Source organism: Actinomadura sp. NPDC023710, from assembly GCF_040639875.1.
GTDB classification, from domain to species: domain Bacteria; phylum Actinomycetota; class Actinomycetes; order Streptosporangiales; family Streptosporangiaceae; genus Spirillospora; species Spirillospora citrea.
Genome location: NZ_JBFAGB010000021.1, coordinates 39,069 through 61,190, shown reverse-complemented (window position 1 = coordinate 61,190; position 22,122 = coordinate 39,069). Strand labels below are relative to the sequence as shown.

General features: G+C 72.1%; 21 protein-coding genes and 2 pseudogenes. 11 read left to right on the top strand and 12 right to left on the bottom strand.

Annotated elements, in window-relative coordinates:
• Positions 1-22: 22 nt before the first annotated feature.
• Both AB0H37_RS24060 and AB0H37_RS24055 read right to left on the bottom strand, forming a co-directional pair.
• Positions 23-676, bottom strand: a complete 654-nt coding sequence (locus AB0H37_RS24060) for a hemerythrin domain-containing protein (RefSeq protein WP_360615282.1) — start codon at positions 674-676, stop codon at positions 23-25.
• Positions 677-758: 82 nt separating this feature from the next.
• Entirely contained in the window at positions 759-1,580 is an 822-nt protein-coding gene (locus tag AB0H37_RS24055; RefSeq protein ID WP_179835000.1) for a LysR substrate-binding domain-containing protein, read from the bottom strand.
• A 121-nt stretch (positions 1,581-1,701) separates the two neighbouring features.
• Here AB0H37_RS24055 and AB0H37_RS24050 point away from each other — a divergent pair, with 121 nt between their 5' ends.
• The gene (locus AB0H37_RS24050; protein ID WP_360615279.1) at positions 1,702-2,199 is read left to right on the top strand and encodes a nuclear transport factor 2 family protein; all 498 of its coding nucleotides are present in this window, start codon (positions 1,702-1,704) and stop codon (positions 2,197-2,199) included.
• Positions 2,200-2,202: 3 nt separating this feature from the next.
• Here AB0H37_RS24050 and AB0H37_RS24045 read toward each other — a convergent pair whose 3' ends face one another.
• Positions 2,203-3,012 carry a TetR/AcrR family transcriptional regulator gene (locus AB0H37_RS24045; protein ID WP_179834999.1) on the bottom strand — a complete coding sequence of 270 codons (810 nt, stop codon included), beginning with the start codon at positions 3,010-3,012 and terminating at the stop codon, positions 2,203-2,205.
• Positions 3,013-3,091: 79 nt separating this feature from the next.
• On the opposite strand from AB0H37_RS24045, the gene AB0H37_RS24040 reads away from it, so the two are divergent.
• A complete protein-coding gene (locus AB0H37_RS24040) occupies positions 3,092-5,398 on the top strand; it encodes an excinuclease ABC subunit UvrA (RefSeq protein ID WP_360615277.1) in 2,307 nt (768 codons plus the stop codon).
• A 44-nt stretch (positions 5,399-5,442) separates the two neighbouring features.
• Here AB0H37_RS24040 and AB0H37_RS24035 read toward each other — a convergent pair whose 3' ends face one another.
• The gene (locus AB0H37_RS24035; protein ID WP_360615275.1) at positions 5,443-5,868 is read right to left on the bottom strand and encodes a VOC family protein; all 426 of its coding nucleotides are present in this window, start codon (positions 5,866-5,868) and stop codon (positions 5,443-5,445) included.
• 105 nt (positions 5,869-5,973) lie between these two features.
• Between AB0H37_RS24035 and AB0H37_RS24030 the strand changes: the two genes are divergently transcribed.
• Positions 5,974-6,963: a YafY family protein gene (locus tag AB0H37_RS24030; protein ID WP_360615273.1), complete on the top strand. Its 990-nt coding sequence runs from the start codon at positions 5,974-5,976 to the stop codon at positions 6,961-6,963.
• A gap of 46 nt (positions 6,964-7,009) precedes the next feature.
• Here the strand turns inward: AB0H37_RS24030 and AB0H37_RS24025 are convergent, their stop codons facing one another.
• The gene (locus tag AB0H37_RS24025; RefSeq protein ID WP_360615271.1) at positions 7,010-7,528 is read right to left on the bottom strand and encodes a MarR family transcriptional regulator; all 519 of its coding nucleotides are present in this window, start codon (positions 7,526-7,528) and stop codon (positions 7,010-7,012) included.
• 278 nt (positions 7,529-7,806) lie between these two features.
• Between AB0H37_RS24025 and rox the strand changes: the two genes are divergently transcribed.
• On the top strand, positions 7,807-9,249 hold the full coding sequence (gene rox / locus AB0H37_RS24020; RefSeq protein ID WP_360615270.1) for a rifampin monooxygenase: 1,443 nt from the start codon (positions 7,807-7,809) through the stop codon (positions 9,247-9,249).
• On the opposite strand, the gene AB0H37_RS24015 is transcribed toward rox, so the two are convergent.
• The 5 genes and pseudogenes from AB0H37_RS24015 to AB0H37_RS23995 all read right to left on the bottom strand — a co-directional run.
• A complete protein-coding gene (locus tag AB0H37_RS24015) occupies positions 9,237-10,286 on the bottom strand; it encodes a hypothetical protein (protein ID WP_360615268.1) in 1,050 nt (349 codons plus the stop codon). The genes rox and AB0H37_RS24015 overlap by 13 nt on opposite strands.
• 126 nt (positions 10,287-10,412) lie before the next feature.
• The gene (locus AB0H37_RS24010; RefSeq protein ID WP_360615266.1) at positions 10,413-11,540 is read right to left on the bottom strand and encodes a sensor histidine kinase; all 1,128 of its coding nucleotides are present in this window, start codon (positions 11,538-11,540) and stop codon (positions 10,413-10,415) included.
• A gap of 95 nt (positions 11,541-11,635) precedes the next feature.
• Positions 11,636-12,175: a DUF1062 domain-containing protein gene (locus tag AB0H37_RS24005; RefSeq protein WP_360615264.1), complete on the bottom strand. Its 540-nt coding sequence runs from the start codon at positions 12,173-12,175 to the stop codon at positions 11,636-11,638.
• A 279-nt stretch (positions 12,176-12,454) separates the two neighbouring features.
• Complete coding sequence (locus tag AB0H37_RS24000; RefSeq protein WP_360615262.1) at positions 12,455-13,192, bottom strand: VOC family protein; 738 nt, start codon at positions 13,190-13,192, stop codon at positions 12,455-12,457.
• 191 nt (positions 13,193-13,383) lie between these two features.
• Positions 13,384-14,325, bottom strand: a pseudogene (locus tag AB0H37_RS23995) (WYL domain-containing protein); the annotation flags it as partial.
• A 63-nt stretch (positions 14,326-14,388) separates the two neighbouring features.
• Here AB0H37_RS23995 and AB0H37_RS23990 point away from each other — a divergent pair.
• Both AB0H37_RS23990 and AB0H37_RS23985 read left to right on the top strand, forming a co-directional pair.
• Complete coding sequence (locus AB0H37_RS23990; RefSeq protein ID WP_360615260.1) at positions 14,389-15,525, top strand: epoxide hydrolase family protein; 1,137 nt, start codon at positions 14,389-14,391, stop codon at positions 15,523-15,525.
• A gap of 143 nt (positions 15,526-15,668) precedes the next feature.
• Entirely contained in the window at positions 15,669-16,181 is a 513-nt protein-coding gene (locus AB0H37_RS23985; protein WP_360615258.1) for a GNAT family N-acetyltransferase, read from the top strand.
• Between the two features lie 99 nt (positions 16,182-16,280).
• Here AB0H37_RS23985 and AB0H37_RS23980 read toward each other — a convergent pair whose 3' ends face one another.
• Positions 16,281-17,138 carry a hypothetical protein gene (locus AB0H37_RS23980; RefSeq protein WP_360615256.1) on the bottom strand — a complete coding sequence of 286 codons (858 nt, stop codon included), beginning with the start codon at positions 17,136-17,138 and terminating at the stop codon, positions 16,281-16,283.
• On the bottom strand, positions 17,125-17,673 hold the full coding sequence (locus AB0H37_RS23975) for a sigma-70 family RNA polymerase sigma factor (protein ID WP_360615254.1): 549 nt from the start codon (positions 17,671-17,673) through the stop codon (positions 17,125-17,127). The genes AB0H37_RS23980 and AB0H37_RS23975 overlap by 14 nt, the downstream gene beginning before the upstream one ends.
• Before the next feature lie 627 nt (positions 17,674-18,300).
• On the opposite strand from AB0H37_RS23975, the gene AB0H37_RS23970 reads away from it, so the two are divergent.
• The 5 genes and pseudogenes from AB0H37_RS23970 (at position 18,301) to AB0H37_RS23950 (ending at position 21,865) form a co-directional block, all read left to right on the top strand.
• Positions 18,301-18,426, top strand: coding sequence for a zinc-ribbon domain-containing protein (locus AB0H37_RS23970; protein ID WP_329090618.1), 126 nt, complete (start codon positions 18,301-18,303; stop codon positions 18,424-18,426).
• A gap of 395 nt (positions 18,427-18,821) precedes the next feature.
• Positions 18,822-19,418 (top strand): hypothetical protein, encoded by a 597-nt coding sequence (locus AB0H37_RS23965; protein WP_360615252.1) that lies wholly within the window; start codon positions 18,822-18,824, stop codon positions 19,416-19,418.
• Positions 19,406-20,386, top strand: coding sequence for a helix-turn-helix domain-containing protein (locus AB0H37_RS23960; protein ID WP_360615250.1), 981 nt, complete (start codon positions 19,406-19,408; stop codon positions 20,384-20,386). Before AB0H37_RS23965 ends, AB0H37_RS23960 begins: the two co-directional genes overlap by 13 nt.
• Positions 20,386-20,705 (top strand): annotated as a pseudogene (locus tag AB0H37_RS23955) (IS256 family transposase); the annotation flags it as partial. The gene AB0H37_RS23960 and the pseudogene AB0H37_RS23955, both read left to right, overlap by 1 nt.
• A gap of 242 nt (positions 20,706-20,947) precedes the next feature.
• Entirely contained in the window at positions 20,948-21,865 is a 918-nt protein-coding gene (locus AB0H37_RS23950) for an NADP-dependent oxidoreductase (RefSeq protein WP_360615249.1), read from the top strand.
• Positions 21,866-22,122: the final 257 nt, after the last annotated feature.

Here is a 22,122-nt window from a genome sequence, read left to right as displayed (position 1 = left end):
GCCCGCCCCCGGCCGGCGCGGGTCAGATGCTCCAGAGGCGGCGCTTGCGGTAACGGGGCTCCCACATCACCCGGTTCAGCTCCCGCAGCGGCTTGGGCAACGCCGTGAGGAACCGGCTGCGCTCCACCGGCCCGATCCCGTCCACCACCCACGGGACGAACAGCGGCGTCCCGGCCTCGCAGCGGCCCTGCGCCTCGGCGGCCAGCGCCCGCCACTCCGCGCCCGCCAGCACCGACTCCGCCAGCGGCAGCGCACTCCTCTCCTCGTGCAGCAGGTACCGCTCCAACGCCTCGCGCAGCTCCCGCACCGCGGCCGACAGGTCGCCCGCCCCCGCCGCGTCCTGCCCTGCCGCGCCTCCCATCGCCTCGTCGACGCGGGCGATCAGCGGGGCCAGCCGGGCGTGGTCGGCGCGCACCTCCTCCAGCACGGCCCGCTCGGCGCGGCGCCCCGCCACCGCGCGCTCCACCCGCGGCCACAGCCACCCGTCCTCCAGCTCCTGGTGCAGCCGGATCTGCTCCTTGAGGTTCTCCCAGCCCGCGCGCACGTGCGACGCCCGGCCCTTGCCCGCCGCCGCGGCCGCCGTGAGCCGGTCCAGGTCCCGGCGGAACGCGTGGTGGGGGGCGTACAGGAGGGTGCGGCAGGTCATGTCGCGCGGCTGGACCGCGAAAGTCTCCATACCTAACAGGAGGCTTTCGGCGGCCCCGATGTGACGTCCGGCGCGTCCGAGAGACGCACTTCACACGCCGTGCGCCGCCCGGTCAGCCATCGCCTGCGGCGAGCAGGTCCACGGCCGCGCGGGCGAACGCGCGGACCCGGGCCGTCTCGGCGCCCGCCCGCCACGCCAGGCCCCACTCCAGGGGCGGCGCGTCGTCGAGCGGCACGTAGGCGACGTCGGGACGTGCGTGGTAGCGGCGGGTGTGCGCGCCCACGCACAGCACCCCCTCACCCGCGCCGACGCGTGTGAGCAGCTCGGCCGCCGACGCCCCGGGCGGCTCGGGCAGCACGTCCACCCGGGCCAGATCCGCCCGCGACACCGCGGCGCGCCGCGCGAACGGATGCCCGGACGGGACGGCCAGCATGCGCGCCTCCCGCACCAGCACCGGACCGGCCGCCACGCCCGGCTCCTCCAGCGGGAACGCCGCCAGGCACACCTCGGCCCCGCCGTCGCGCAGCCACGCCGCGACCTGCCCGGGCCGCGCCTCCCGCAGCACCACCCGGCAGCCCGGCTCCCGCGCGCGCAGCAGCTCGGCCGCGCCGGCCAGCAGCTGCCCCGCCGCCGCGTCGGTGAACGCGGCCGTCAGCGTGCCGGTGACCCCGCGCCCCTCCTCGACGGCCCGCCGCACCGCGGCGCCGATCCGCTCCCACGCCGGACCGAGCTCACCGGCCAGCCGCGCTCCCGCCGGGGTCGGCTCCACCCGCCGCGACGTCCGGTCGAACAGCCGCGTCCCCACCCGGCGCTCCAGCCCGCGGATCGTCTGGCTGACCCGCGCCGTCGACACGCCCAGCCGCTCGGCCGTCCGCCCGAAGTGCAGCTCCTCGGCCAGCACCAGCAACGCCTCGATCTCATGCCGCTCCAGCACCCCGCACCCCCGATCGTTAAGCGTGGATTCACGATCGTTGCACGATGCGGCGTTGATCGCCACGGCGCCCGCCGCGAGGCTGGACGCGCCACCGACACCCGACCCCCGCAGGAGAACAGCCGTGTACGTCACCCGCCCGCACGCCCTGGCCGCCGACGCCGGCGCCACCGAGCTGCGCGACCGCGCCGAGATCGTCGACGCGCTGTACCGGTTCGGGCTCGGCCAGGACCTGGCGGACCGCGCTCTGCTGGCCTCCGCGTTCGCCGAGGACTCCGTGCTGGACTTCCGCCCGGCCGCCGCGACGTGGGGCGGCGAGCCGCCGCTCATGACCGGGCGCGACACGATCGTCGACACGATCCTGCGCGGATTCGAGGGACGGGTGACCACCACCCACCAGGTCGCCAACCCCCGCGTCGAGGTCGACGGCGGCACCGCCCGCCTGACCGCGCTGGTCGAGGCCCAGCACCTGCTCACCGCCGACCGGTCCGTGCACGCCCTGCTGAAGAACCTCTACGACGTCGACCTCGTCCGCGCCGGGGACGGGCCCGGCTGGGTGATGCGCCGCGTCGTCATCGACAACGTCTGGCTCACCGGCGACCCCGCCGCGATCTTCGGCTGACCCTCACCCGTCAGCGGCCGCCCCGGGGTCGCCCTGGGCGGCGAGGGAGGCGGCGATGCCGTCCAGGACCAGCGCCAGGCCGCCCTCGAACGCCTCCCGCGCCGCCTGCTCCAGATAGGGGACGTCCTCGGCGCCGCCGAGGGCGTCCTCGGCGTTCAGCCGGGCCACCAGCGGGAAGCGCTCGGTGAACCCGGGCGCCAGCGCCTCCAGGGCCCCGGCCCGGCCGTACCACCACTGCTCCTCCGACAGGCCCGTGGCCCGCACCGCCTGCCGCGACTCGGCGAGGGTCTGCGCCGCGCCGCGCACCACGCTCGACAGCGCCGACACGGCGCGCCGCACCCGCCGCGCCGGAAGCCCGGTGGGGGCCAGCACGCCCAGCAGCGCCTCCAGCGCCCGGTACTCGTTCGGGCCGAGCACCGGGCGCGCCTGCGACACCTGCAGCATCCACGGATGCCGCAGGTAGAAATCCCAGGAGTCCTGCGCCCACCGGGTCAGCGCCGCCCGCCAGCCGTCCGCGGCGTCGTAGCCGCCGGGCAGCTCGGCCAGCGCGCGGTCGTACATCAGGTCCACCAGCTCGGCCTTGCCCGGCACGTAGGTGTACAGGGCCATCGCCGTGCGCCCGAGCCGCTCCCCGACCGCGCGCATCGACAGCGCCGCCATCCCCTCGGCGTCCGCGACGGCGATCGCGGTGTCCACGATCACCTCCACGCTCAGCCCCGGCCGCGGCCCCGGCCCCGTGCGGGGCGCGTCCGCGCCGCGCCACAGCAGGTCCATCGAGCGGCGGGGGTCGCCCTGCCCGGCGAAGACGACCAACGTGCATCTCCTTATGCCATAAACTATCGAAACCGAGGAACTCTTTACGCCCTAAGATATCAAGCGAGTGAGGAAGCCCATGCCCCTCCAGCCGACGATCGCGCAGCCCGAGCCGCACGCCGGCGCGCTCCGGGCCGCCGACGCCCACGACGTGATCGAGGTCCGCGGCGCGCGGGAGAACAACCTGGCCGACATCAGCCTGGACGTCCCCAAGCGCCGCCTGACCGTGTTCACCGGGGTGTCGGGGTCGGGCAAGTCGTCCCTGGTGTTCGGCACCATCGCCGCTGAGTCGCGGCGCCTGATCAACGAGACCTACACCGCGTTCGTGCAGGGCTTCATGCCGAGTGTCGGCCGCCCCGACGTCGACGCTCTGCGCCACCTCAGCGCCGCGATCGTGGTCGACCAGGAGCGGATGGGCGCCAACTCCCGCTCCACCGTCGGGACGGCGACCGACGCCCACACCATGCTGCGCATCATCTTCAGCCGGATCGGCGAACCGCGCGCCGGCACCTCCTCGGCGTTCAGCTTCAACAACGCCGAGGGCATGTGCCCCGACTGCGAGGGACTCGGCCGCGCCTCCCGCGTCGACCTGGACCAGCTGGTCGACCGGGACCTCTCGCTCAACGAGGGCGCCCTCACCGTCCCGGGGTTCGCCGTCGGGTCCTGGTACTGGAAGGTGATCGCCGACTCGGGGCTGTTCGACCCGGACGCCAAGCTGCGCGACTACACCCCCGCCCAGTGGGACGACCTGCTCCACAAGCCGCCCACCAAGGTCAAGAGCAGCGGCGTCAACATCACCTACGAGGGCCTGCTGCTCAGGGTCAAGCGGCTCTACCTGGACAAGGACACCGAGTCGCTGCAACCCCACATCCGCGCGTTCGTCGAACGCGCCGTCGCGTTCAGCGCCTGCGGGGCCTGCGGCGGCGCCCGCCTCAACCCCGCCGCCCTCGCCAGCCGCATCGCCGGGCTCAACATCGCCGACTGCGCCGCCATGCAGATCAGCGACCTGGCCGCCTTCCTACGCGAGATCACCGATCCGTCCGTCGGACCGGTGCTGGCCACCCTGCAGGGCACCCTGGACTCCCTGGTCGAGATCGGCCTGGGCTACCTCAGCCTGGACCGCGAGTCCCCCACCCTGTCGGGCGGCGAGGCCCAGCGCGTCAAGATGGTCCGCCACCTCGGCTCCAGCCTCAGCGACATCACCTACGTCTTCGACGAGCCCACCGCCGGCCTGCACCCCCACGACATCGCCCGCATGAACGACCTGCTGCTGCGCCTGCGCGACAAGGGCAACACCGTCCTGGTCGTCGAGCACAAGCCCGAGACCATCGCGATCGCCGACCACGTCGTCGACCTCGGGCCCGGCGCCGGCGCCGAGGGCGGCCGGGTCTGCTACACCGGCGACCTCTCCGGGCTCCGCGCGTCCGGCAGCCTCACCGGGCGCCACCTGGACCACCGCGCCCGGCTGCGCGAGAAGGTCCGCGAGCCGTCGGGGCACCTGGCCATCAAGGGCGCGAACCTGCACAACCTCAAGGACGTCGACACCGAGATCCCCCTCGGCGTCCTCACCGTCGTCACCGGCGTCGCCGGATCGGGCAAGAGCTCCCTGATCCACGGGGCGCTGCCCGGCCGCGACGGCGTCGTCGTGGTCGACCAGTCCCCCATCCGCGGGTCCCGCCGCAGCAACCCCGCCACCTACACCGGGCTGCTGGACCACATCCGCGCCGCCTTCGCCAAGGCCAACGGCGTCAAACCCGCCCTGTTCAGCGCCAACTCCGAGGGCGCCTGCCCGGCCTGCAAGGGCATCGGGCTGGTCTACACCGACCTGGCGATGATGGCCGGCGTCGCCTCGGTGTGCGAACAGTGCCAGGGCCGCCGCTACACCGCAGAGGTCCTCACCTACACCCTGCGCGGCAAGGACATCAGCCAGGTCCTGGCCATGCGCGTCGCCGAGGCCCGCGAGTTCTTCACCGCCGGGCAGGCCCGCGCCGTCCTGGACCGCCTCTCCGACGTCGGCCTGGGCTACCTCGGGCTGGGCCAGCCCCTCACCACCCTGTCCGGCGGGGAGCGCCAGCGCCTCAAGCTCGCCATCCTGGCCGAGAAGGCCGCCACCTACGTCCTGGACGAGCCCACCACCGGCCTGCACCTGGCCGACGTCGACCAGCTCCTGGCCCTGCTGGACCGGCTCGTCGACGGCGGCAACACCGTCATCGTCATCGAGCACCACCAGGCCGTCATGGCCCACGCCGACTGGATCATCGACCTCGGTCCCGGCGCCGGCAGCGACGGCGGCCGCGTCGTGTTCACCGGCACGCCCGCCGACCTGGTCGCCGGCGCCGACACCCTCACCGCCCGCCACCTGCGCGACTACGTCCGGCAGGCCTGACCCGCCCCGGCCCGCCGGCACCCCGGCGGGCCGCCGGGGCGACCTCAGCGCTGCGCGCCCTCGGCCAGCACCTCCAGGTAGTGCGGGTTGGACATCACGCCCAGCACGTTGCCGAACGGGTCCACCACCGACGCGGTCACGAACCCCGTCCCCTCGCCCCGCTCGGTGATCTTCTCGTGCAGCCGCGCGCCCATCCCCAGCAGCCGCTCCACCGCCGCCTCCAGGTCGTCCACGTGCCAGTACACGACCGCCCCGCCCGGACCCGCCGGCGGCCCTCCCGGACGGAACCGGGCGTCGACCAACCCCAGCTCGTGCTCGTAGTCGCCCACCCGGAACTCGTAGTAGGCGGCGCGGCCGTCCGGGCCGGCGACGCGGTAGTACGGCTGGGCCCCCAGCAGGTCGGCGTACCAGTCCTTGGCCGCCTCCAGGTCGTCCGCCCAGAAGTTGATGGTGGCGAATCCCCGCAGCATGTCGTGCCTCCCGATCCCCGGACCGGACGTTCCGGCCTCGATGCCCACGACGTTAGACGGCCAATAGGTCACCCAACGTCCTACTGGCGCGGCAGGATGGAAGACATGCGCGATCCGTCCGGACGGCTCCTCCAGATGCTGTCCCTCCTGCAGACGCCCCGCGAATGGTCGGGCACCGAGCTGGCCGAGCGGCTCGGCGTCACCGCCCGCACCATCCGCCGCGACATCGACCGCCTGCGCGACCTCGGCTACCCCGTCCACGCCACCCACGGCAACACCGGCGGCTACCGCCTCACCGCCGGCGCCGCGATGCCGCCGCTGCTGCTGGACGACGACGAGGCCACCGCCATCGCGATCGGCCTGCGCAGCGCCGCGGCGGGCGCCGTCTCCGGCATCGAGGACACCTCGCTGCGCGCCCTGGCCAAACTCGAACAGGTCCTGCCCCACCGGCTGCGGCACCGCGTCGCCGCCCTCACCGAGGCCGCCGTGCCCCTCCCGCCGCAGGACGGCGCGCCGCCCGCAGCCGACCCCGCCGTCCTGGCCCTGCTCGCCGCCGCGTGCCTCACCCGCGAGAAGGTCCGCTTCACCTACACCGCCGCCGACGGCAGCGGCACCCGCCGGCTGGCCCAGCCCCACCGCCTCGTCACCGCCGGCCGCCGCTGGTACCTGGTCGCCCACGACGAGGACCGCGCCGCCTGGCGCACCTTCCGCGCCGACCGCGTCACCGACCCCCACCGCACCGGCGTGCGCGGCCCCGAACTCCGCCTGCCCGGCGGCGCCGACGCGGCCTCCTGGGCCATGGACACCCTGGCCGGCGGATCGGGCACGATCCGGGCGCGGCTGCTGCTGCACGCCCCCGTCCAGGAGGCCGCCGAGCACGTCACCGCCTGGCAGGGCGTCCTGGAACCCGCCGACGACCGCAGCTGCCTCCTGCACACCCGGTCGGACTCGATGCGCTTTCTGGCCTACCGCGTCACCCTGCTGCCCATCGACTACACCCTGCTGGACCCGCCCGAACTCGCCGACCACCTGGCCGTCATCGCCGACCGCGCCACCCGCGCCATCCGTCCCTTCACCGCACCCGCCGCCTCCTGAGCACCGCGCGAGGGCCGAACCGCCCGCCGGCGCGCGGCCGGGGACCTCAGCGCTCGCCGGACGGGGAGCCCAGGGTCGTGTCGCCGAGCGACTCCAGCAGCGTGCGCAGGGCGGCGGCGAGGTGCCCGCGCTCGTCCGCCGACAGCGCCGCCAGCAGGCGCTCCTCGTTGGCGGTGTGCAGGCCGACCAGCTCGTCCACGATCTCCAGGCCGCGCGGCGCCAGCCGGATCAGCACCGACCGCCGGTCACCGGTGTCGCGCACCCGCTCCACCAGGCCCTTGGCCTCCATCCGGTCGATCCGGTTGGTGATCGCCCCCGAGGTGACCATCGCCGCCCGCAGCAGCGCCCCCGCCGTCAGCTCGTAGGGGGCGCCGTGCCGGCGCAGCGTCGCCAGGACGTCGAACTCCCAGCTCTCCAGCCCCCGTGCGGCGAAGAACTCCTTCAGCTCCCGGCCGAGCAGCGACTGCGCCCGCGAGATCCGCCCGACGACGCCCATCGCCGACACGTCCAGGTCGGGACGCTCGCGGCCCCACTGCGCCAGGATCGCGTCCACCGCGTCCGCCATTCCCACCCTCCCGCGACAATCTCAATGTTGAGATTATCAATCGGGCAAGGCCCCCGGGGGGAACATGGCGAAGCACATGACCTGTGCGACGCGGGAAGGAGGACCAATTCACTCCCTCCATTTTCAACTTATAGCCGACCAGGGGGCTTGCGGCAAGACCCGGGTCGTGCCGCAGAATCGTCGGCCGAGGCCGGTACCTGCGTGAACGGGGACGCGGGCGTGCGCCGGCGGACCGCCGGTGCAGCCGGCCGAGAACCGCTCTCAGACGGGGGAAATTCATGATCGACGTGATCGTGGTCGGCGGCGGGCCGACCGGCCTGATGCTGGCCGGCGAGCTGCGACTGCACGGCGTGCACGTCCTGGTCCTGGAGAAGGAGACCGAGCCGACCCCCTACGTCCGCGCCCTCGGCCTGCACGTGCGCAGCATCGAGGTGATGGACCAGCGCGGCCTGCTGGAGCGGTTCCTCGCGCACGGCAGGAAGTACCCGCTCGGCGGCTTCTTCGGCGCCATCAGGAAACCCGCACCCGACCGGCTTGACACCGCCCACCCCTACGTCCTCGGCATCCTGCAGCCCACCACCGACCGGCTGCTGGCCGAACGCGCCGCCGAGCTCGGCGCCGAGATCCGGCGCGGCTGCGAGGTGGTCGGGCTGAGCCAGGACGACGACGGGGTGACCGTCGAGCTGGCCGACGGGACGCGGCTGCGCTCGCGCCACCTCGTCGGCTGCGACGGCGGCCGCAGCACCGTCCGCAGGCGCCTCGGCGTCGGGTTCCCTGGCGAACCCTCCCGGGTCGAGACGCTGCTGGGCGAGGTGGAGCTCACCGCTTCGCCGGAGACGCAGGCCGCGGTGATGGACGAGGTCCGCAAGACCCAGAAGCGGTTCGGGATCATGCCCCTCGCGGACGGGGTCTACCGCGTCGGCGTGCCCGCCGAGGGCGTGGCACAGGACCGCTCGGCCCCGACCACCCTCGAGGAGTTCAAGCACCAGCTGCGGGCCGTCGCCGGCACCGACTTCGGCGCGCACTCCCCCCGCTGGCTGTCCCGCTTCGGCGACGCCACCCGGCTGGCCGAGCGCTACCGGGTCGGCCGGGTCCTGCTGGCCGGCGACGCGGCGCACATCCACCCGCCCACCGGCGGGCAGGGCCTCAACCTCGGCATCCAGGACGCGTTCAACCTCGGCTGGAAACTCGCCGCCGAGGTCGCCGGCACGGCGCCGGAGGGACTGGTGGACACCTACCACGCAGAACGGCACCCGGTGGCCGCCGACGTGCTGGACAACACCCGCGTGCAGATGGAACTGCTGTCCACCGAGCCGGGCCCCCTCGCCGTCCGGCGGCTGCTGTCGGAACTGATGGACTTCGACGAGGTGAACCGGTACCTCACCGAGAAGATCATCGCGATCGGGGTCCGCTACGACCTCGGCGGCGAGCACCCGCTCGTCGGCCGCAGGCTCCGGGACATCGGACTGAAGAAGGGCCGCCTCTACGAGCTGATGCACGACGGCCGCGGACTGCTGCTCGACCAGACCGGCCGCCTCTCGGTCGCCGGCTGGGCGGACCGCGTCGACCACGTCGTCGACGCCGGCGAGGAACTCGACGTGCCCGCGGCCCTGCTACGCCCGGACGGCCACGTGGCATGGGTCGGCGACGACCAGACGGACCTGCTCGGCCCCATGGCCAGGTGGTTCGGCGCTCCCACCGCCCCGCCTCACAGGCCCTGAGACACCTCGGGGCCGGTGGCGAGGCGGTGGTCCAGGCGGTGGAGCAGCAGGACCATCGCCGCTCCGATGACGGCGAGGCCGGCGGTGTCGAGCGGGTGGCGGGTGTGGGAGACGAGGCCGAAGGCGGTATGGGCGACGAGCGCCCCGGTCACGGCGGCCAGCCGGTGGCGGGGCGTCCAGCCGTCCGCCGTGCCCCATCGGCGCAGCGCCCACGCGGCGGCTCCGGCGACCGCCGCGGCGGCGGCCATCGGCAGCGGCGCCCACGCGCGGGGCAGGAACGCCGGATGGTGCGCGCCGGCGAAGGGGAACAGCAGCGCCAGGAAGGCGAAGGCCGCGACGGCGCACACGGCGCCGAGCCGGAACAGGCCGGGGACGGGACCCCCGGCACCGGCCGGACCGCGGCCCGCGCGGCGCGGGAGCACGGCGAGCGCCGCCACCGCCGCCGCGGCCGCCAACCCCAGGATCACCCCGGCGGCGCGCCCGGACAGCAGGTAGCCGGGGTCCTCCGACGGAGGCACCGACACCCGCAGCAGCCCCACCCCCAGCAGTGCCGCGGCGGCGGTGCCGACGAGCCCCGCCCTCCGCAGATAGGGCGTCCGGCCGAGGTCGCGGAACATCAGCTCGACCAGCGCGACCGGCAGCAGGACGCTGAACACCGCGTGGTAGGGCAGGTTCAGCTCGGTGTAGGGGGCGTTGATCCCCCACGGCCTGGGGCCCCACCCGGCGGCACCGTACAGATGGGGGCTGGTGAGGCTCTGCAGCGCGAGCCCCTCCTCGACCAGCCCGTAGGCCAGGCCCATCAGCAGCAGGGCTCCCGTCCCGCCGCCCGTCCGGCGCACCGCCTCGCGGATCAGCAGGACCCCGGCCCCGTAGATCGGCACGTAGAGGACGACCAGCCACAGCATCCTCACGGGGATCGAGCCGAGGGTGAGCTCGGCGACGGCGGGCGCCAGGAGCACCAGCGCCAAGGCGGCGCGCCGCTGCCGGCGCCGCTGCGCGCGGCCCGCCCGGAGCGGCCGGTTTCGAGGAAGGACCATGCCCCGACGGTAGGGACGGGACCCGCCTCCGCACCTCCGGCGGCGGACTGGTCTGAGCGCTCCGTCCTCAGACGGAGAGAAGGGGCTGGACCACTCCGAAGTCGTAGGCGACCAGCACCCGGATCGTCACGCGGTTTCTTCCAGCGGCAGGTGGGCGCGGACCCGGAACCCGCCCGCCGGATCCGGTGAGGCCTCCAGGGTCCCGCCGAGCAGCGCGGCGCGCTCGCGCATCCCGGCGACGCCCTGTCCGGCGCCCGTCCAGCCCGGCCGGCCGCCGCCCGTCCCGTCGTCGCGGACCTCCACGGTCAGCCGGCCGTCCCGCGCGCGGACCGTGACGACGGCGGTGGACGCGCGCGCGTGGCGCAGGGCGTTGGTGAGCGACTCCTGCACGATCCGGTACGCCGACAGGGCCACGCCCGGCGGGACGTCGGCGTCCTCCAAGCCGTCCCGGACCACGCGGACGGGGAGCCCGGCGGCCTCCACCGTCCCGGCGAGCCGGTCCAGATCCGCGAGGGTCGGCTGCGGCGCCAGGGCGTCGCCGCCGGTGACCGCCGCGGTCTCCTCGTCCAGCAGGCGCACGGTGCGCACGAAGCGGCGGAGCTCGACCAGCGCCTCCCGTCCCGACGCCTCCAGGCTCCGCACCGCCTGCCGCGCCTTCTCGGGACTGGTGTCGAAGACATCGTCCGCGGCGGCGGCCTGCACCACCATCACCGACACCGTGTGCGCCAGGACGTCGTGCAGTTCACGGGCGATGCGGGCCCGCTCTTCCAGCACCGCCCGGCGCGCCTCGGCCTGCCGCCGCGCCGCCCATGCCCGTCCGAGCGCGCCCCAACTCCAGGCCAGGACCGCCGCGACCGGCCACAGGACCGCCGCGACGCCGTGGCCGCCGACACCGGCCGCCACACCGAGAACGCCCGCCGCGCCCGCCGCGCCCCACAGCGACGTCCGCGCGGGCCGCAACCAGGCGAACGTGCTCAGCACCACCAGCGCGATCCCCTGCCCGGCCGCGGGAACCAGGAACTGCAGGGCGGCTCCGGAGAGCACCGCGACGGCGGTGACCACGGCGGGCCGCGCGCTCAGCCACCACAGCGCCGCGGCCTGGACGACGACGAGCGCCGTCACCAGCGGGCGCCCGGCCTCGGCCGGCACGCCGCGGGGCGTCAGGAGCAGCACCGGTGACAGCGCAGCCAGCGCGCCCGCCACCAGCGGCGCCTTCCACCGCGCCGGCAACGACGCCTCGAACCGGTCCCGCACGCCTGCAGACGCTACCAGCGCACGTGCCGCCACCGGCCCGGACGTTCGGGGGTGAAGCCGGGCGGGCCGGGTGGCCCGCCGCGGCCACATCCCCGCTAGTCCCCGGCCATCACCGTGAAGGTGAATCCGGTGCTCCGCGGACGGCGCAGCGGGGTGTCGGACTTGATCCGGCGCAGCACCTCGTTCCTGCTGAGGCCGAGCCTCTGCGCGATGAGCCGGTCCGGCCGCACCGGTACCGGATCCTCGAAGACGACCTCCACCTGGACGGGCCACGCCTCGTCGAGCCATGGCGACGGGGCGTCCAGCCGCCAGGCGCCCGTCCAGTCCAGGGCGAAGCGGTTGCGCCGGGCGAGCAGCGGGTCCAGCAGCCTGGAGGCCACCAGTTCCGGATCGTTGACGCGGTAGCCGTGGAGTTCGGCCGGATCGAGGGACTTGACCGGCACCCGCTCGTGCACGGCGAGCTTGCTCGTCCGATCGCACGCTACGCAGCGGACCAGCAGCCACACGTCCAGCAGCTTGCCGTTGGCGTTGACGCGGAACCTGCCCTCGCCGGTGCCGGCCGACTCCGACCGGCAGTCCGCGCACCGCAACGACAGCAGGGGCAGCCTGGTCCGACGAACGACCCAGGGCAGCACGATATGAGGTTGTGAAGACATGAGCCCTCTAGACCTGACACGAGGCCGATTACGCGCGACCTCAAACGCTGAATGACCGGGCGCGCAAGGGCAGCCCGGCAGAGCCGACGGGAGCGTCGGCTACAGGTGAGCGAAGAGACGTGTCAGGTCTGAAGAGCAGGCGGGGTCACGCGGTTCTGTCCTTTGTCTTCACTGCGACGGGGCCGCAGGCAATTTACGGGACGCGGAAGGAAGGCTCAATCGGTTTTCCGTGTCGGCGAGGCCCGGCAGGGCTCTGCGTCAGCCCCGGCCGAGGACACAGAACTCGTTGCCCTCCGGATCGGCCAGAACCGTCCAGGGCACGTCGCCCTGGCCAAGGTCGAGGTCCGTGGCGCCGAGGGCCCGCAGCCTCGCCACCTCCGCCTCCTTGTCGTCAACGGGGAAGGGCAGCAGGTCGAGATGCACGCGGTTCCACCATGTCCGCGCGCCGGGTGCGCGGAGGAACTCCAGATACGGCCCGACACCCTCGGCGGAACGCAGCACCGCATGATCATCGGTGACCTCGTGCAGGGTCCAGTCCAGCGCCTCGTCCCAGAACCGGGCCATGGCCCGCGGATCCGCGCAGTCGACCACCACCGCGGCGATCGGCCCGGTGTCCCGGTAGCGCTCCCGAGGCTCCAGCACGCAGAACACGTTGCCCTCCGGATCGGCCAGAACCGTCCACGGGACATCGCCCTGGCCCACGTCCGCCGGCGTCGCACCGAGACCCTTCATACGCGCGACCAACTCCGCATGGTGGGCCGCGGAGGTGGTGGCGAGATCGAGATGCACGCGGTCCTTCACCGTTTCCGGGTCCGGAACGGTGACGAGGTCGACGCAGACGGCGGTGGGGTCCGGCCAGACGAAGCCCTCGGGCTCCAGGTTGGTCACGCCGGGCCCCTCGCTGGACATGCCCCAGCCGAGCACCTCCGCCCAGAACCGGCCGAGCGCCGAATCATCCCGAGCCTTGAAGTTCACCTGAACGAGTCGCAGCGCCATGCCGCCCCACCCTATGCCCGGGCGGATGAGCGTCTCGAACCCGCAAACAGACCACCCCGAAGATGACCGGACGGCTGTCAGCCCTCCTCACGTGCGGGCGCGGTAGGGCCCGCGAGCCCGGCAGACGCGGCCCCGTCCGCGCCGCCCGCCGGGTGACCGGGCGGGACGGTCACCCGCCGCGCGGTGCCCGACGCCGCCCGGAGCCGGTCGGCCATGGCGCCGATCCGCTCGGCCAGCTCCGGCGGGTCGTGCACCTCGAAATCGATGTCCATCAGTGCGACCCACACGACGATCTCGTCCAGGTCGTTCGCGCCGCACCGCAGGACGCAGGTGCGGGCGTCAACGGGCTCGATCGTCCCCACCGTCGGCGGCATGTGCCCGGCCACGACCTGCGCGGCTGCGTGCACCGTCAGCCGCGCCCGGTAGCGGTACGGGGCGCTGGACACCGCGCGCGAGGTGTAGGCGGCGAGGTCCTCGGCGGGCGGGTCCCGGGGGACGAAACGCGGCCCGTTCGGCGCCTTCAGCCGCAGCCGGTCGACACGGTAGGTCCGCCAGCTCTCCTTGTCGACGTCCCAGCCCACCAGGTACCAGCGGCGTCCCGAGTTCACGAGCCGGTGCGGCTCGGTCGAACGGCGGCTCTCCCGGCCCTCGTGCGACCGGTAGTCGAACCGCAGCACCTCATGTTCCTGGCAGGCCGCGGCAATGGCGGTCAGCACCTCGGGATCGACCGGGTCCGCCGCTCCCGTCATGGGCACGGTCATCGACCGGAGCGCGTGAACACGATGCCGCAGCCGTGGGGGGAGGACCCGTTCGAGCTTCGCGAGCGCCCGTACCGACGTCTCCTCGATCCCGGCGACCGAGCCCCCGGCGGCCGTCCGCAAACCCACCGCGACCGCGACCGCCTCCTCCTCGTCCAGCAGCAGCGGGGGCAGATCGGCTCCGGCGCCCAGACGGTAGCCCGGCGTCCCGGCCGTGGCGTGCACCAGGTAGCCCAGTTCGCGCAGCCGGTCCACATCCCGCCGCACGGTCCGCGTCGTGACGCCGAGCCGTTCGGCCAGTTCCGGGCCGGACCAGTCCCGGCGAGCCTGCAGGAGGGACAGCAACCTGAGGAGTCGAGCCGAGGTCTCCAACATGTTCATGATTCTGCGTGCAAGCTAGGACCGAATCGGTCCTAGCCTGCTCCTAACGTACTGGACATGACAAAGATCAACCCGTTCCGCATCGACATCCCGCAGGCCGACCTGGACGACCTGCGCGACCGCCTGGCCCGCACCCGCTGGCCTGACGAACTACCCGGCACCGGCTGGTCGTACGGGGTCCCGTCCGCCTACGCCAGGGAGCTGGCCGACTACTGGCGGACGGAGTACGACTGGCGCGCGCAGGAGGCGGCGCTCAACCGGTACCCGCAGTTCACCACCGAGATCGACGGCCAGAACATCCACTTCCTGCACGTCCGCTCCCCCGAGCCGGACGCGCTCCCGTTGATCATCACGCACGGCTGGCCCGGCTCGGTCGCCGAGTTCACGAAGATCCTCGGCCCGCTCACCGACCCCCGCGCCCACGGCGGCGACCCCGCCGACGCCTTCCACGTGGTCGCGCCCTCCCTGCCCGGCTTCGGGTTCTCCGGCCCCACCCGGGAGACCGGCTGGAGCCCCCGCCGGGCGGCCCACGCCTGGGCCGAGCTGATGAGCCGTCTCGGCTACGACCGGTACGGCGCCCACGGCGGCGACACCGGCTCGGTGATCTCCCCCGAACTCGGCCGCCTCGCCCCTGGCAACGTCATCGGCGTCCATGTCAACGGCGCGCTGGGCTTCCCGACCTTCCAGCCCGACGAGCTTGACGGCCTGACCGAGGCGGAACAGGCGCGCCTGGCCCAGTACTCCGACCAGGACCGCGCGGCCTATGCCATGGTCCAGTCGACCCGTCCGCAGACGGTGGCCTTCGGGCTGCACGACTCTCCCGCCGGTCAACTGGCCTGGATCGTGGAGAAGTTCAAGGAGTGGACCGACCCCGCGCACGCGCTGCCCGAAGAGGCCGTGGACCGCGACCAGTTGCTCACCGACGTCACGATCTACTGGCTCACCGGCACCGCGGCGTCATCGGCCCGCCTCTACAAGGAGGGCGCCGCCGACTGGGGCCGCCCGGTCGAAAAGTCCGATGTCCCCACCGGGGTGGCGGTCTTCCCCGGAGACGCCGGGGTCCGCCGCATCGCCGAACGCGAGCACAACGTGATCCACTGGTCGGAGTTCGACCGCGGCGGCCACTTCGCCGCGATGGAGGCACCGGACCTCCTGATCACCGACATCCGCGCGTTCTTCCGCCTGGTCCGCTGACCTGTCCCGCGCGGCAGAACGGCGGACGGAGAACCGTCCCGGGCGCTCGGCTCACTGGGTGCACGGTGAGCACGTCCGCGAAACCCCGATCGGCGGTCTGCCCGGCGCGCACCGCCTGGACGTAGGTGACGAATCCTGGTGCCATGGCAACCATCCGGCCCCTCACCGCCGAGGAAGGCGAGGCCCTTACTGAGCTTCGCCGCGCTTTGGACACAGAAACGAAGTTCATGCTCGCTGAGCCCGGCGAACGCGGCAACGAACTTCCAGACCGGTCGTACAGGTTCGTCGCCGATGACGGCGGGCGGCTCGTCGGAGTGATCGACGTCTTTGCGTCACGGTGGCGGCGGGCACGAGGCCGGGGTGCGATCGTGCTGGGCGTACGCTCCTCCCATCATGGACAAGGAGTCGGCCGCGGCCTGCTGGAGACGGCGATCGCTCAGGCGCGGCTTCTGGGAATGTGGCGGCTGGAACTCACGGCCATGAGCCATAACCGGGTTGCGTTGGGTCTGTACGAAGCCTGCGGCTTCCAGGTGGAGGGAGTACGGCGCTCCTCGGTGTGCGTGGATGGCGAGTTCGTCGATGAGTACTACATGGGGCTGGTTCTCCACCGGGCGATCCCGGTAGGGAGCCGGGCCTCGGCGGAAGGGGCACCGTGACGCTGCCCTTCACTGGCGGCGCTGAAGGGGTACGGCAGTCGGCGCCCGCCGACCGCACGCCAACGCCGGCCCGGGCACGCTGCGCGACCGCCCCGAACATCACCGACCGGGCGTCGTGTGCGGGTCGCGGGCCGTGCCGCTCCGCACCTGGTAGACACCGGCTGCGATCTCCTCCGACCGGTCGGCGATCCGGTCGCGCAGGCCGGGCTGCCAGCGGGTGAACTCGTCCCACACCACCCCTTCCAGCACCGCCAGATCGGGCAGCGAGACCTCGGACAAGTCTGCGCCGGACGCGTTCACCGGTTGCGCCGCCAGGTTATGGGCGAGGCTGCGGGCACGGCCGCAGGCACCATCGAGGTCGCGGACGAGGTGGGACGCCTGGGCGGCAGCGGAGTCGAGGTCGCGGGCGTCCCCGCAGTCGAGGTCGACGACGTGGTCGAGATCGCCGGTGAGGGTGCGAGCGCCGTCACGGACCTGGATGAGAAGGGTGGCGATGGCGCGGGCGGCGACGCTGTGGCGGTGACGGGCGAGGCCGAGGTCGCGTGCGAGGTCACCGGCTCGGCCGACCGCGCGGGTGAGAACGCGAGCGACATCGTGGGTGCGGGCGCGGAGATCGTTCAGCTCGACGGTCCGGGAGAACGCGGGGTCTGGGTCGAGGAGAGCGGCGAGTATGCCGACTCCGAGGCTGGCGCGGTGAAGGTCGCGCTCCAGGGTGTGCGCCTGAGTACGGGCGCGGATCTGGGTGGCGGCGCCATCGGAGAGTGGCGCCGGGCGGTCCTGGGCGTCGGTGGAGGTGCCGCCGAGCAGAGCGGACAGCGCGACGACCGGGTTGGTGTGCGCGCGCACATGATCCAGCAATTGGGCATCGGCGGCGCCGAGGGCGGCGTCCAGTTCGGTGTCGGTGAGCTCGTCGCTGAGTGCGTCGTCCGGCGGGAACGGGCCGTCAGAGGTGGTCACGGCTGGCGCCCCCTTCGTGGCTGCCTGTCTCGGTGGTGCCGGCGGGCCTCGCCGACCGTTGCGGTGGCGCGGGCAGATGCTTCCTGAGCGTACGCCGGGCCTTCTTGAGCAGATCCCGGGCCCTCTGCTCAGAAATGCTCTGATACGCGGCGATGGCGTGAGTGGGGATGTCGTCCAGATGGAACGCCAGAACCGCCCGGGCGTCAGCGTCCAGCAGCCGCAGCGCGGCGATCAGATCGCGGGCCTGCTCGGTCAGCTCCGCGTGCCCGGTCCCGGGAGCGGCCGCCTCGGGCAACTGCCGGACCGGGACCTCCACCCGCCGCCGGGCTCGGTGGTTCCGCAGCGCCACCGAGCGGACCCAGGCGCGCGGATGGCGGATCTGCTCCCAGGTACCCTCCCGCACCATCCGCCACCCCTGCAGGAACCCCTGCTGAGCTGCGTCTTGAGCATCGTGCAGGCTGGCGCCGTCGCGCATCACGAACCGCACCACCAGATGGAACTCTGTGTCGAAGAAGTCCAGGAAGTCCTGCCGCATCGCTGCCATCCTGCCGCCCGTACTCGCCTGGCCTCCGCCGCTGGCCGGGTCCGGCCCACGGCGACCCGCGGCCTCCCGGTCCTGGCCATCACTCATCACCGGCCCGGCGGGACTGCTCCCGGCGGGCCCGCAGCCGGCCGTCCACCAGACTGATCACCGCGGCGAGCACCGGCGCCACCGCAGCCAACTGGGTCAACATTCCCGATCCGCTCCCCTACCGTCCCGCCCGAGCGCCGAAGGTGGCGCTTCAACAGCGGCGGGCCGTCCCTCGTAAGAGGCCGCGGCGCAAGATCAACGGGAACCCCGGGCCAAGATTCTTCTCGGCTCGGTGCTCTACCCGTCTGGTGCGCTCGGGCGTCGTTCACGGCTGGAAGCAGGCCAGGCGGGGGCAGGAGAGGACGCGCCCATGTCCGCGAGGTCCTTCAGAAGAAGACCGGACCGAACCAGGCGCACTTCGCGCGCCATAGGTGGCCTCTGATGCCCTCTTACGTTTGCGTGCACCGTTCTTACATCTGAATGCACATTCTGCGCGGGGAATGGTGGATTCAGCAGCCGAAAGGCGCTCAGGGCGTACAGTTCAGATCGCTGGCGGTAAAGGCCGTCCGCGAATCATCAAAGGAGAGAACGATGCGCAAGATCGCGATGATCATCCGTAGGGCGATGAACGTCGATCAGATCCCGTGCTCCGCCTGCGGCACCTACAACAGCGAGAACGCCAAAGTCTGCCAGGGCTGCGGCACTCGAATTGGCTGAGCTGGTGACAGGCCGGGGCGTCCCGGTTTCGTCTCCCCTTGCCTGATGCAAGTCGGCTCCGGCGTTCGTTGCATTGCAGCGGACGTCGGGGTCTTTTTGTAAGCGACTCCGCCGGCGTGCAGTCGCTGACCACATTCAGACCACCGGCTTCGCCTTCGCGCGTCATCCCGGACCCATGCGGGCATTCAGAGCCCGCAACCGGGCTGTCGCGGACTCAAGAACCCCGAAAACGGACGCGCCCACGTTCTGTCCATGTATTTACCTACGGCCCCCTGGCACCCTCTTCGCGATGAGGACCTCCTCTGGAGGGGCAACGCGAGTCTGCACGCCAAGGACCGCTCCGCACTCCGCAACGTGAATCGTCAAAGATCGAAAGCGGCAGGTGGGCAAGAGCGATGACCGAACCCCGCGGTCTCGCGGGCGGGGTGGAGGTGATGAGAAATGCACTGAAAAAGGAAGGGAACGACCGAATGCTGGACGTGGTGGATGGCTTCGGTCAACGGGACGTCAGCGAAATTGACGTCGGGTTCGCCTTGCTGGTGCCATTCAAAATGCGGGCAGACGGACGGATTATACCTTTGAGGGAGTCCAGGCACCGCACTCTTCTCCCCGTAATCCTGCCGCATACGAGGTGGTCGCCGCCTCTAGGGGAATGGGCCGAGGTGACCTGGAGTGATGAGCGACCCGCCCATCCGCGCCTCGCCGCAAAGCTGAATGTAACCCTGCTGTGCAAAATGCTCGGTTCCGTCCTCTCCCCCGACGCAGTCGCGACCTCCGTCCACGACCACCGCCTTAATGTCGAGCCGGAGCCAACAGACCTGGTGCGCTTTCGGGCGCGGCTGAGCGTGGCGGCCGCGACTGCAGGTCGTACCCATGGCCTGTCTCGGACCGGTCGGACTGGCGGCGCCGGCGTGATGCTGACCCACGCGAACTTGCGTACCGGCGATGAAACCGCCTCAGGCGCTGACCGGTGGCCCAGATGCGCACCGTGAGCACGGACGGGTTGCCTGCCAGTGAGCGGTTTGGCTTCTGGCATGAGGTGAGTTCCCGAACCTGGGTTCCCTACGAGCTCAGCTGCGAACCGAACCTGGAGATGAGTTTTCAAGCCCGTATGGACATCTGGGATCTGGGTTCCATACAGGTCGCTCTGATGACGACCACGCCATACGTGATCCACCGGACACCGAAGCTCATCCGCCAAGACGACCCCGGACTGTGCAAACTCGGGATCGCCGTGGCCGGTGCGGGGAACGCCACGCAGAACGGCCGGGAGACGGCTTTCGGCGTCGGCGACATGGTTCTCTACGACACTTCGCGGCCGTACTCGGCGACACTCTCGACGGACTCCCCCGTCGCTCGGCTGCTGGTCCTGCGATTCGCGCGTGCCCTGCTGCCGTTGCCGGCCCGGGATCTCGACCGCCTGACCGCCGTGCGCATTCCGGGCGCCCAAGGTGTCGGGGCGCTCGCCTCGACCTTCCTCCTTCGGCTCGCCCGGCACATCGACGAGTACAGCCCCGCCGACTCGGCCAGGTTGTCCGCCCTCGCGCTGGAAACGCTGACCGCGGCCCTCGCCCACGAGTTGGAGGTTGGCGACGCAGTGCCGCTGCACAACCGCCATCGGGCACTCTTGGCCCAGATCCACACCTTCGTACAGCAGAATCTTGGTGACCCGGAACTGTCCCCGGCCTCGATCGCCGCCGCACATCACATCTCCCTGCGTCTACTCCACAAACTGTTCCACGAGCAAGGCCGCACGGTCGCCGGTTGGATCCGCGAGTGCCGTCTGGAACACTGCCGCCGCGACCTAGCCGAACCGCTGCTCGCCACCCGTCGGATCAGCGAGATCGCGGCCCGGTGGGGGTTCTCCAGGCCGCAACATTTCACCCAGGCGTTCCGCAATGCCTACGGGTTGTCTCCGCGCCAGTACAGGGAGGAGCGGTACGGACGCGCAGGTAAATAAGGCGCCGTGGGACGCGCACCTCAGTGCTGGCGGTCGGGGACGGTGCGCTGGGGTTCTGGGGCGCGCTGGGTGAGTTGTCCCCGAGGCCGAGCAACAGCGCTGCTGGTTCCACAAGATCGATAAATCGAGAGCGCCTTCGCCACGGTCCGCCACCGCACCAAGCTCACTAAGGGCCCCGGTTCACGGGCCGCTGGCCTGGCCATGGCGTTCAAGCTTGTCGAGTCCGCCCAGACACGCTGGCGGGCGGTCAACGCACCACCTCGTCGCCCTCGGCCGCTCAGGAGCAACCTTCACTAACGGCAAGCTGGTCGAACGCCCCGACGACCGACCAGAAGGCGCCCAAGAACCTGATCCATTAGGTCTTGACCATTGCTCCCGTCGCCTACCCCTTGTCCGTGAGGTTCTGTGGCACCCGAGCTTCCGCGGTCTGTCACCACAGACGATCCGTCACCGCGGACGAACGGACCACTGAAACGCGTCGGGTTCCACCGGAGTGGGGAAGACACACAGGTCACAGACCTGCGCGTGGAGCCAGCGAGCACGAGGTATACGGAGGTAGGAATGAAGGCAGTCGTCGCGACTGATCAGGCCGCGGAAGCGGCCGGGATCAAGCTGGCGGAGCGGCCTGAGCCGACGCCGGCGATCAACGACGTCGTCGTTGAAGTCCATGCGTCGGGCTTCGTCCCGGCCGAGTGGGAGTGGCCCTCGACGTGGGTCGATCGCTCCGGTCACGACCGAGCCCAGGCGATCATCGGCCACGAGTTCGCCGGAGTGGTCACCTCGCTCGGCTACGGCACGACGGGACTCTCGCTGGGCCAGCGGGTGTTCGGGATCACGGACTGGCACCGCGATGGAACCCTGGCCGAATACGCGGCCGTGGAGGCACGCAACCTCGCGCCGCTGCCCGGGGCCGTCGACTTCACGGTGGGTGCGAGCCTGCCGATCTCCGGCCTGACCGCATGGCAAGGCCTGTTCCAGCATGGTCGGCTTCAGGCGGGGCAGAGCGTCCTCGCACACGGCGCCGCCGGCGCGGTCGGATCTGCGGTGACACAGCTCGCCCGAGAGTTCGGCGCTTACGTCATCGGCACCGGGCGGGCGGCGGACCGCCAGGCGGCACTCGACTTCGGCGCGAACGAGTTCCTCGCCCTCGACGAAGGGGATCTCGAAGACATCGGAAGGGTCGACCTGGTCTTCGATGTCATCGGCGGTGACATCCAGAGGCGCTCGGCGGGCATCATCCGGCCTGGCGGGACGCTGGTGTCGGTGGTCGGGCCCGCTGAGACTCGCCCTGTCGACGGTCTCGCGGTCGACTTCGTCGTCGAGTCCGTTCCGAGTCAGCTGGTGGAGATCGTCAACCGGGTGCGGGACGGGCGCCTTCGCACGCACATTGGAACCGTCGCGACCCTCGACGACGCCGTCCCTGTGCTCAACCCGACCGAGCGGCGCAAGGGCAAGACCGTCATTCGCGTGCGCCCCTGAGCTTCCTGGAACGGACGGAGCGGCAGGAGCTGACGAGGGAAATTCAGGCAGGCCCAGGCGTGGTCGCCCGTGACCTTGTTACCGCGCGGGCGTCAGGCATTGCGTGTCCCGGCGAGCCCGGTCACGGTGGCGGGCTCGTACTGGACGCCCAAATCGACCAAGAAAAGGAACCTGGAACAAAGGGGTGACAGCACCAGAAGCCAAGACCTAAGTGCGCATGCGCACGGTCTTGCGCCGCGCGTTGTCCCGTTGCGGGA

What these genes read in the sequence shown, in the direction of transcription:
- AB0H37_RS23985 (WP_360615258.1), top strand. Translation starts at nt 15,669, where the DNA reads ATGGCAACCATCCGGCCCCTCACCGCCGAGGAAGGCGAGGCCCTTACT.
- AB0H37_RS24025 (WP_360615271.1), bottom strand. Translation starts at nt 7,528, where the DNA reads ATGGCGGACGCGGTGGACGCGATCCTGGCGCAGTGGGGCCGCGAGCGT.
- AB0H37_RS23975 (WP_360615254.1), bottom strand. Translation starts at nt 17,673, where the DNA reads ATGCGGCAGGACTTCCTGGACTTCTTCGACACAGAGTTCCATCTGGTG.
- AB0H37_RS24000 (WP_360615262.1), bottom strand. Translation starts at nt 13,192, where the DNA reads ATGGCGCTGCGACTCGTTCAGGTGAACTTCAAGGCTCGGGATGATTCG.
- AB0H37_RS24030 (WP_360615273.1), top strand. Translation starts at nt 5,974, where the DNA reads ATGCGCGATCCGTCCGGACGGCTCCTCCAGATGCTGTCCCTCCTGCAG.
- rox (WP_360615270.1), top strand. Translation starts at nt 7,807, where the DNA reads ATGATCGACGTGATCGTGGTCGGCGGCGGGCCGACCGGCCTGATGCTG.
- AB0H37_RS23950 (WP_360615249.1), top strand. Translation starts at nt 20,948, where the DNA reads ATGAAGGCAGTCGTCGCGACTGATCAGGCCGCGGAAGCGGCCGGGATC.
- AB0H37_RS23965 (WP_360615252.1), top strand. Translation starts at nt 18,822, where the DNA reads ATGACCGAACCCCGCGGTCTCGCGGGCGGGGTGGAGGTGATGAGAAAT.
- AB0H37_RS23970 (WP_329090618.1), top strand. Translation starts at nt 18,301, where the DNA reads ATGCGCAAGATCGCGATGATCATCCGTAGGGCGATGAACGTCGATCAG.
- AB0H37_RS24015 (WP_360615268.1), bottom strand. Translation starts at nt 10,286, where the DNA reads ATGGTCCTTCCTCGAAACCGGCCGCTCCGGGCGGGCCGCGCGCAGCGG.
- AB0H37_RS24035 (WP_360615275.1), bottom strand. Translation starts at nt 5,868, where the DNA reads ATGCTGCGGGGATTCGCCACCATCAACTTCTGGGCGGACGACCTGGAG.
- AB0H37_RS23960 (WP_360615250.1), top strand. Translation starts at nt 19,406, where the DNA reads ATGCGCACCGTGAGCACGGACGGGTTGCCTGCCAGTGAGCGGTTTGGC.
- AB0H37_RS24040 (WP_360615277.1), top strand. Translation starts at nt 3,092, where the DNA reads ATGCCCCTCCAGCCGACGATCGCGCAGCCCGAGCCGCACGCCGGCGCG.
- AB0H37_RS23990 (WP_360615260.1), top strand. Translation starts at nt 14,389, where the DNA reads ATGACAAAGATCAACCCGTTCCGCATCGACATCCCGCAGGCCGACCTG.
- AB0H37_RS24060 (WP_360615282.1), bottom strand. Translation starts at nt 676, where the DNA reads ATGGAGACTTTCGCGGTCCAGCCGCGCGACATGACCTGCCGCACCCTC.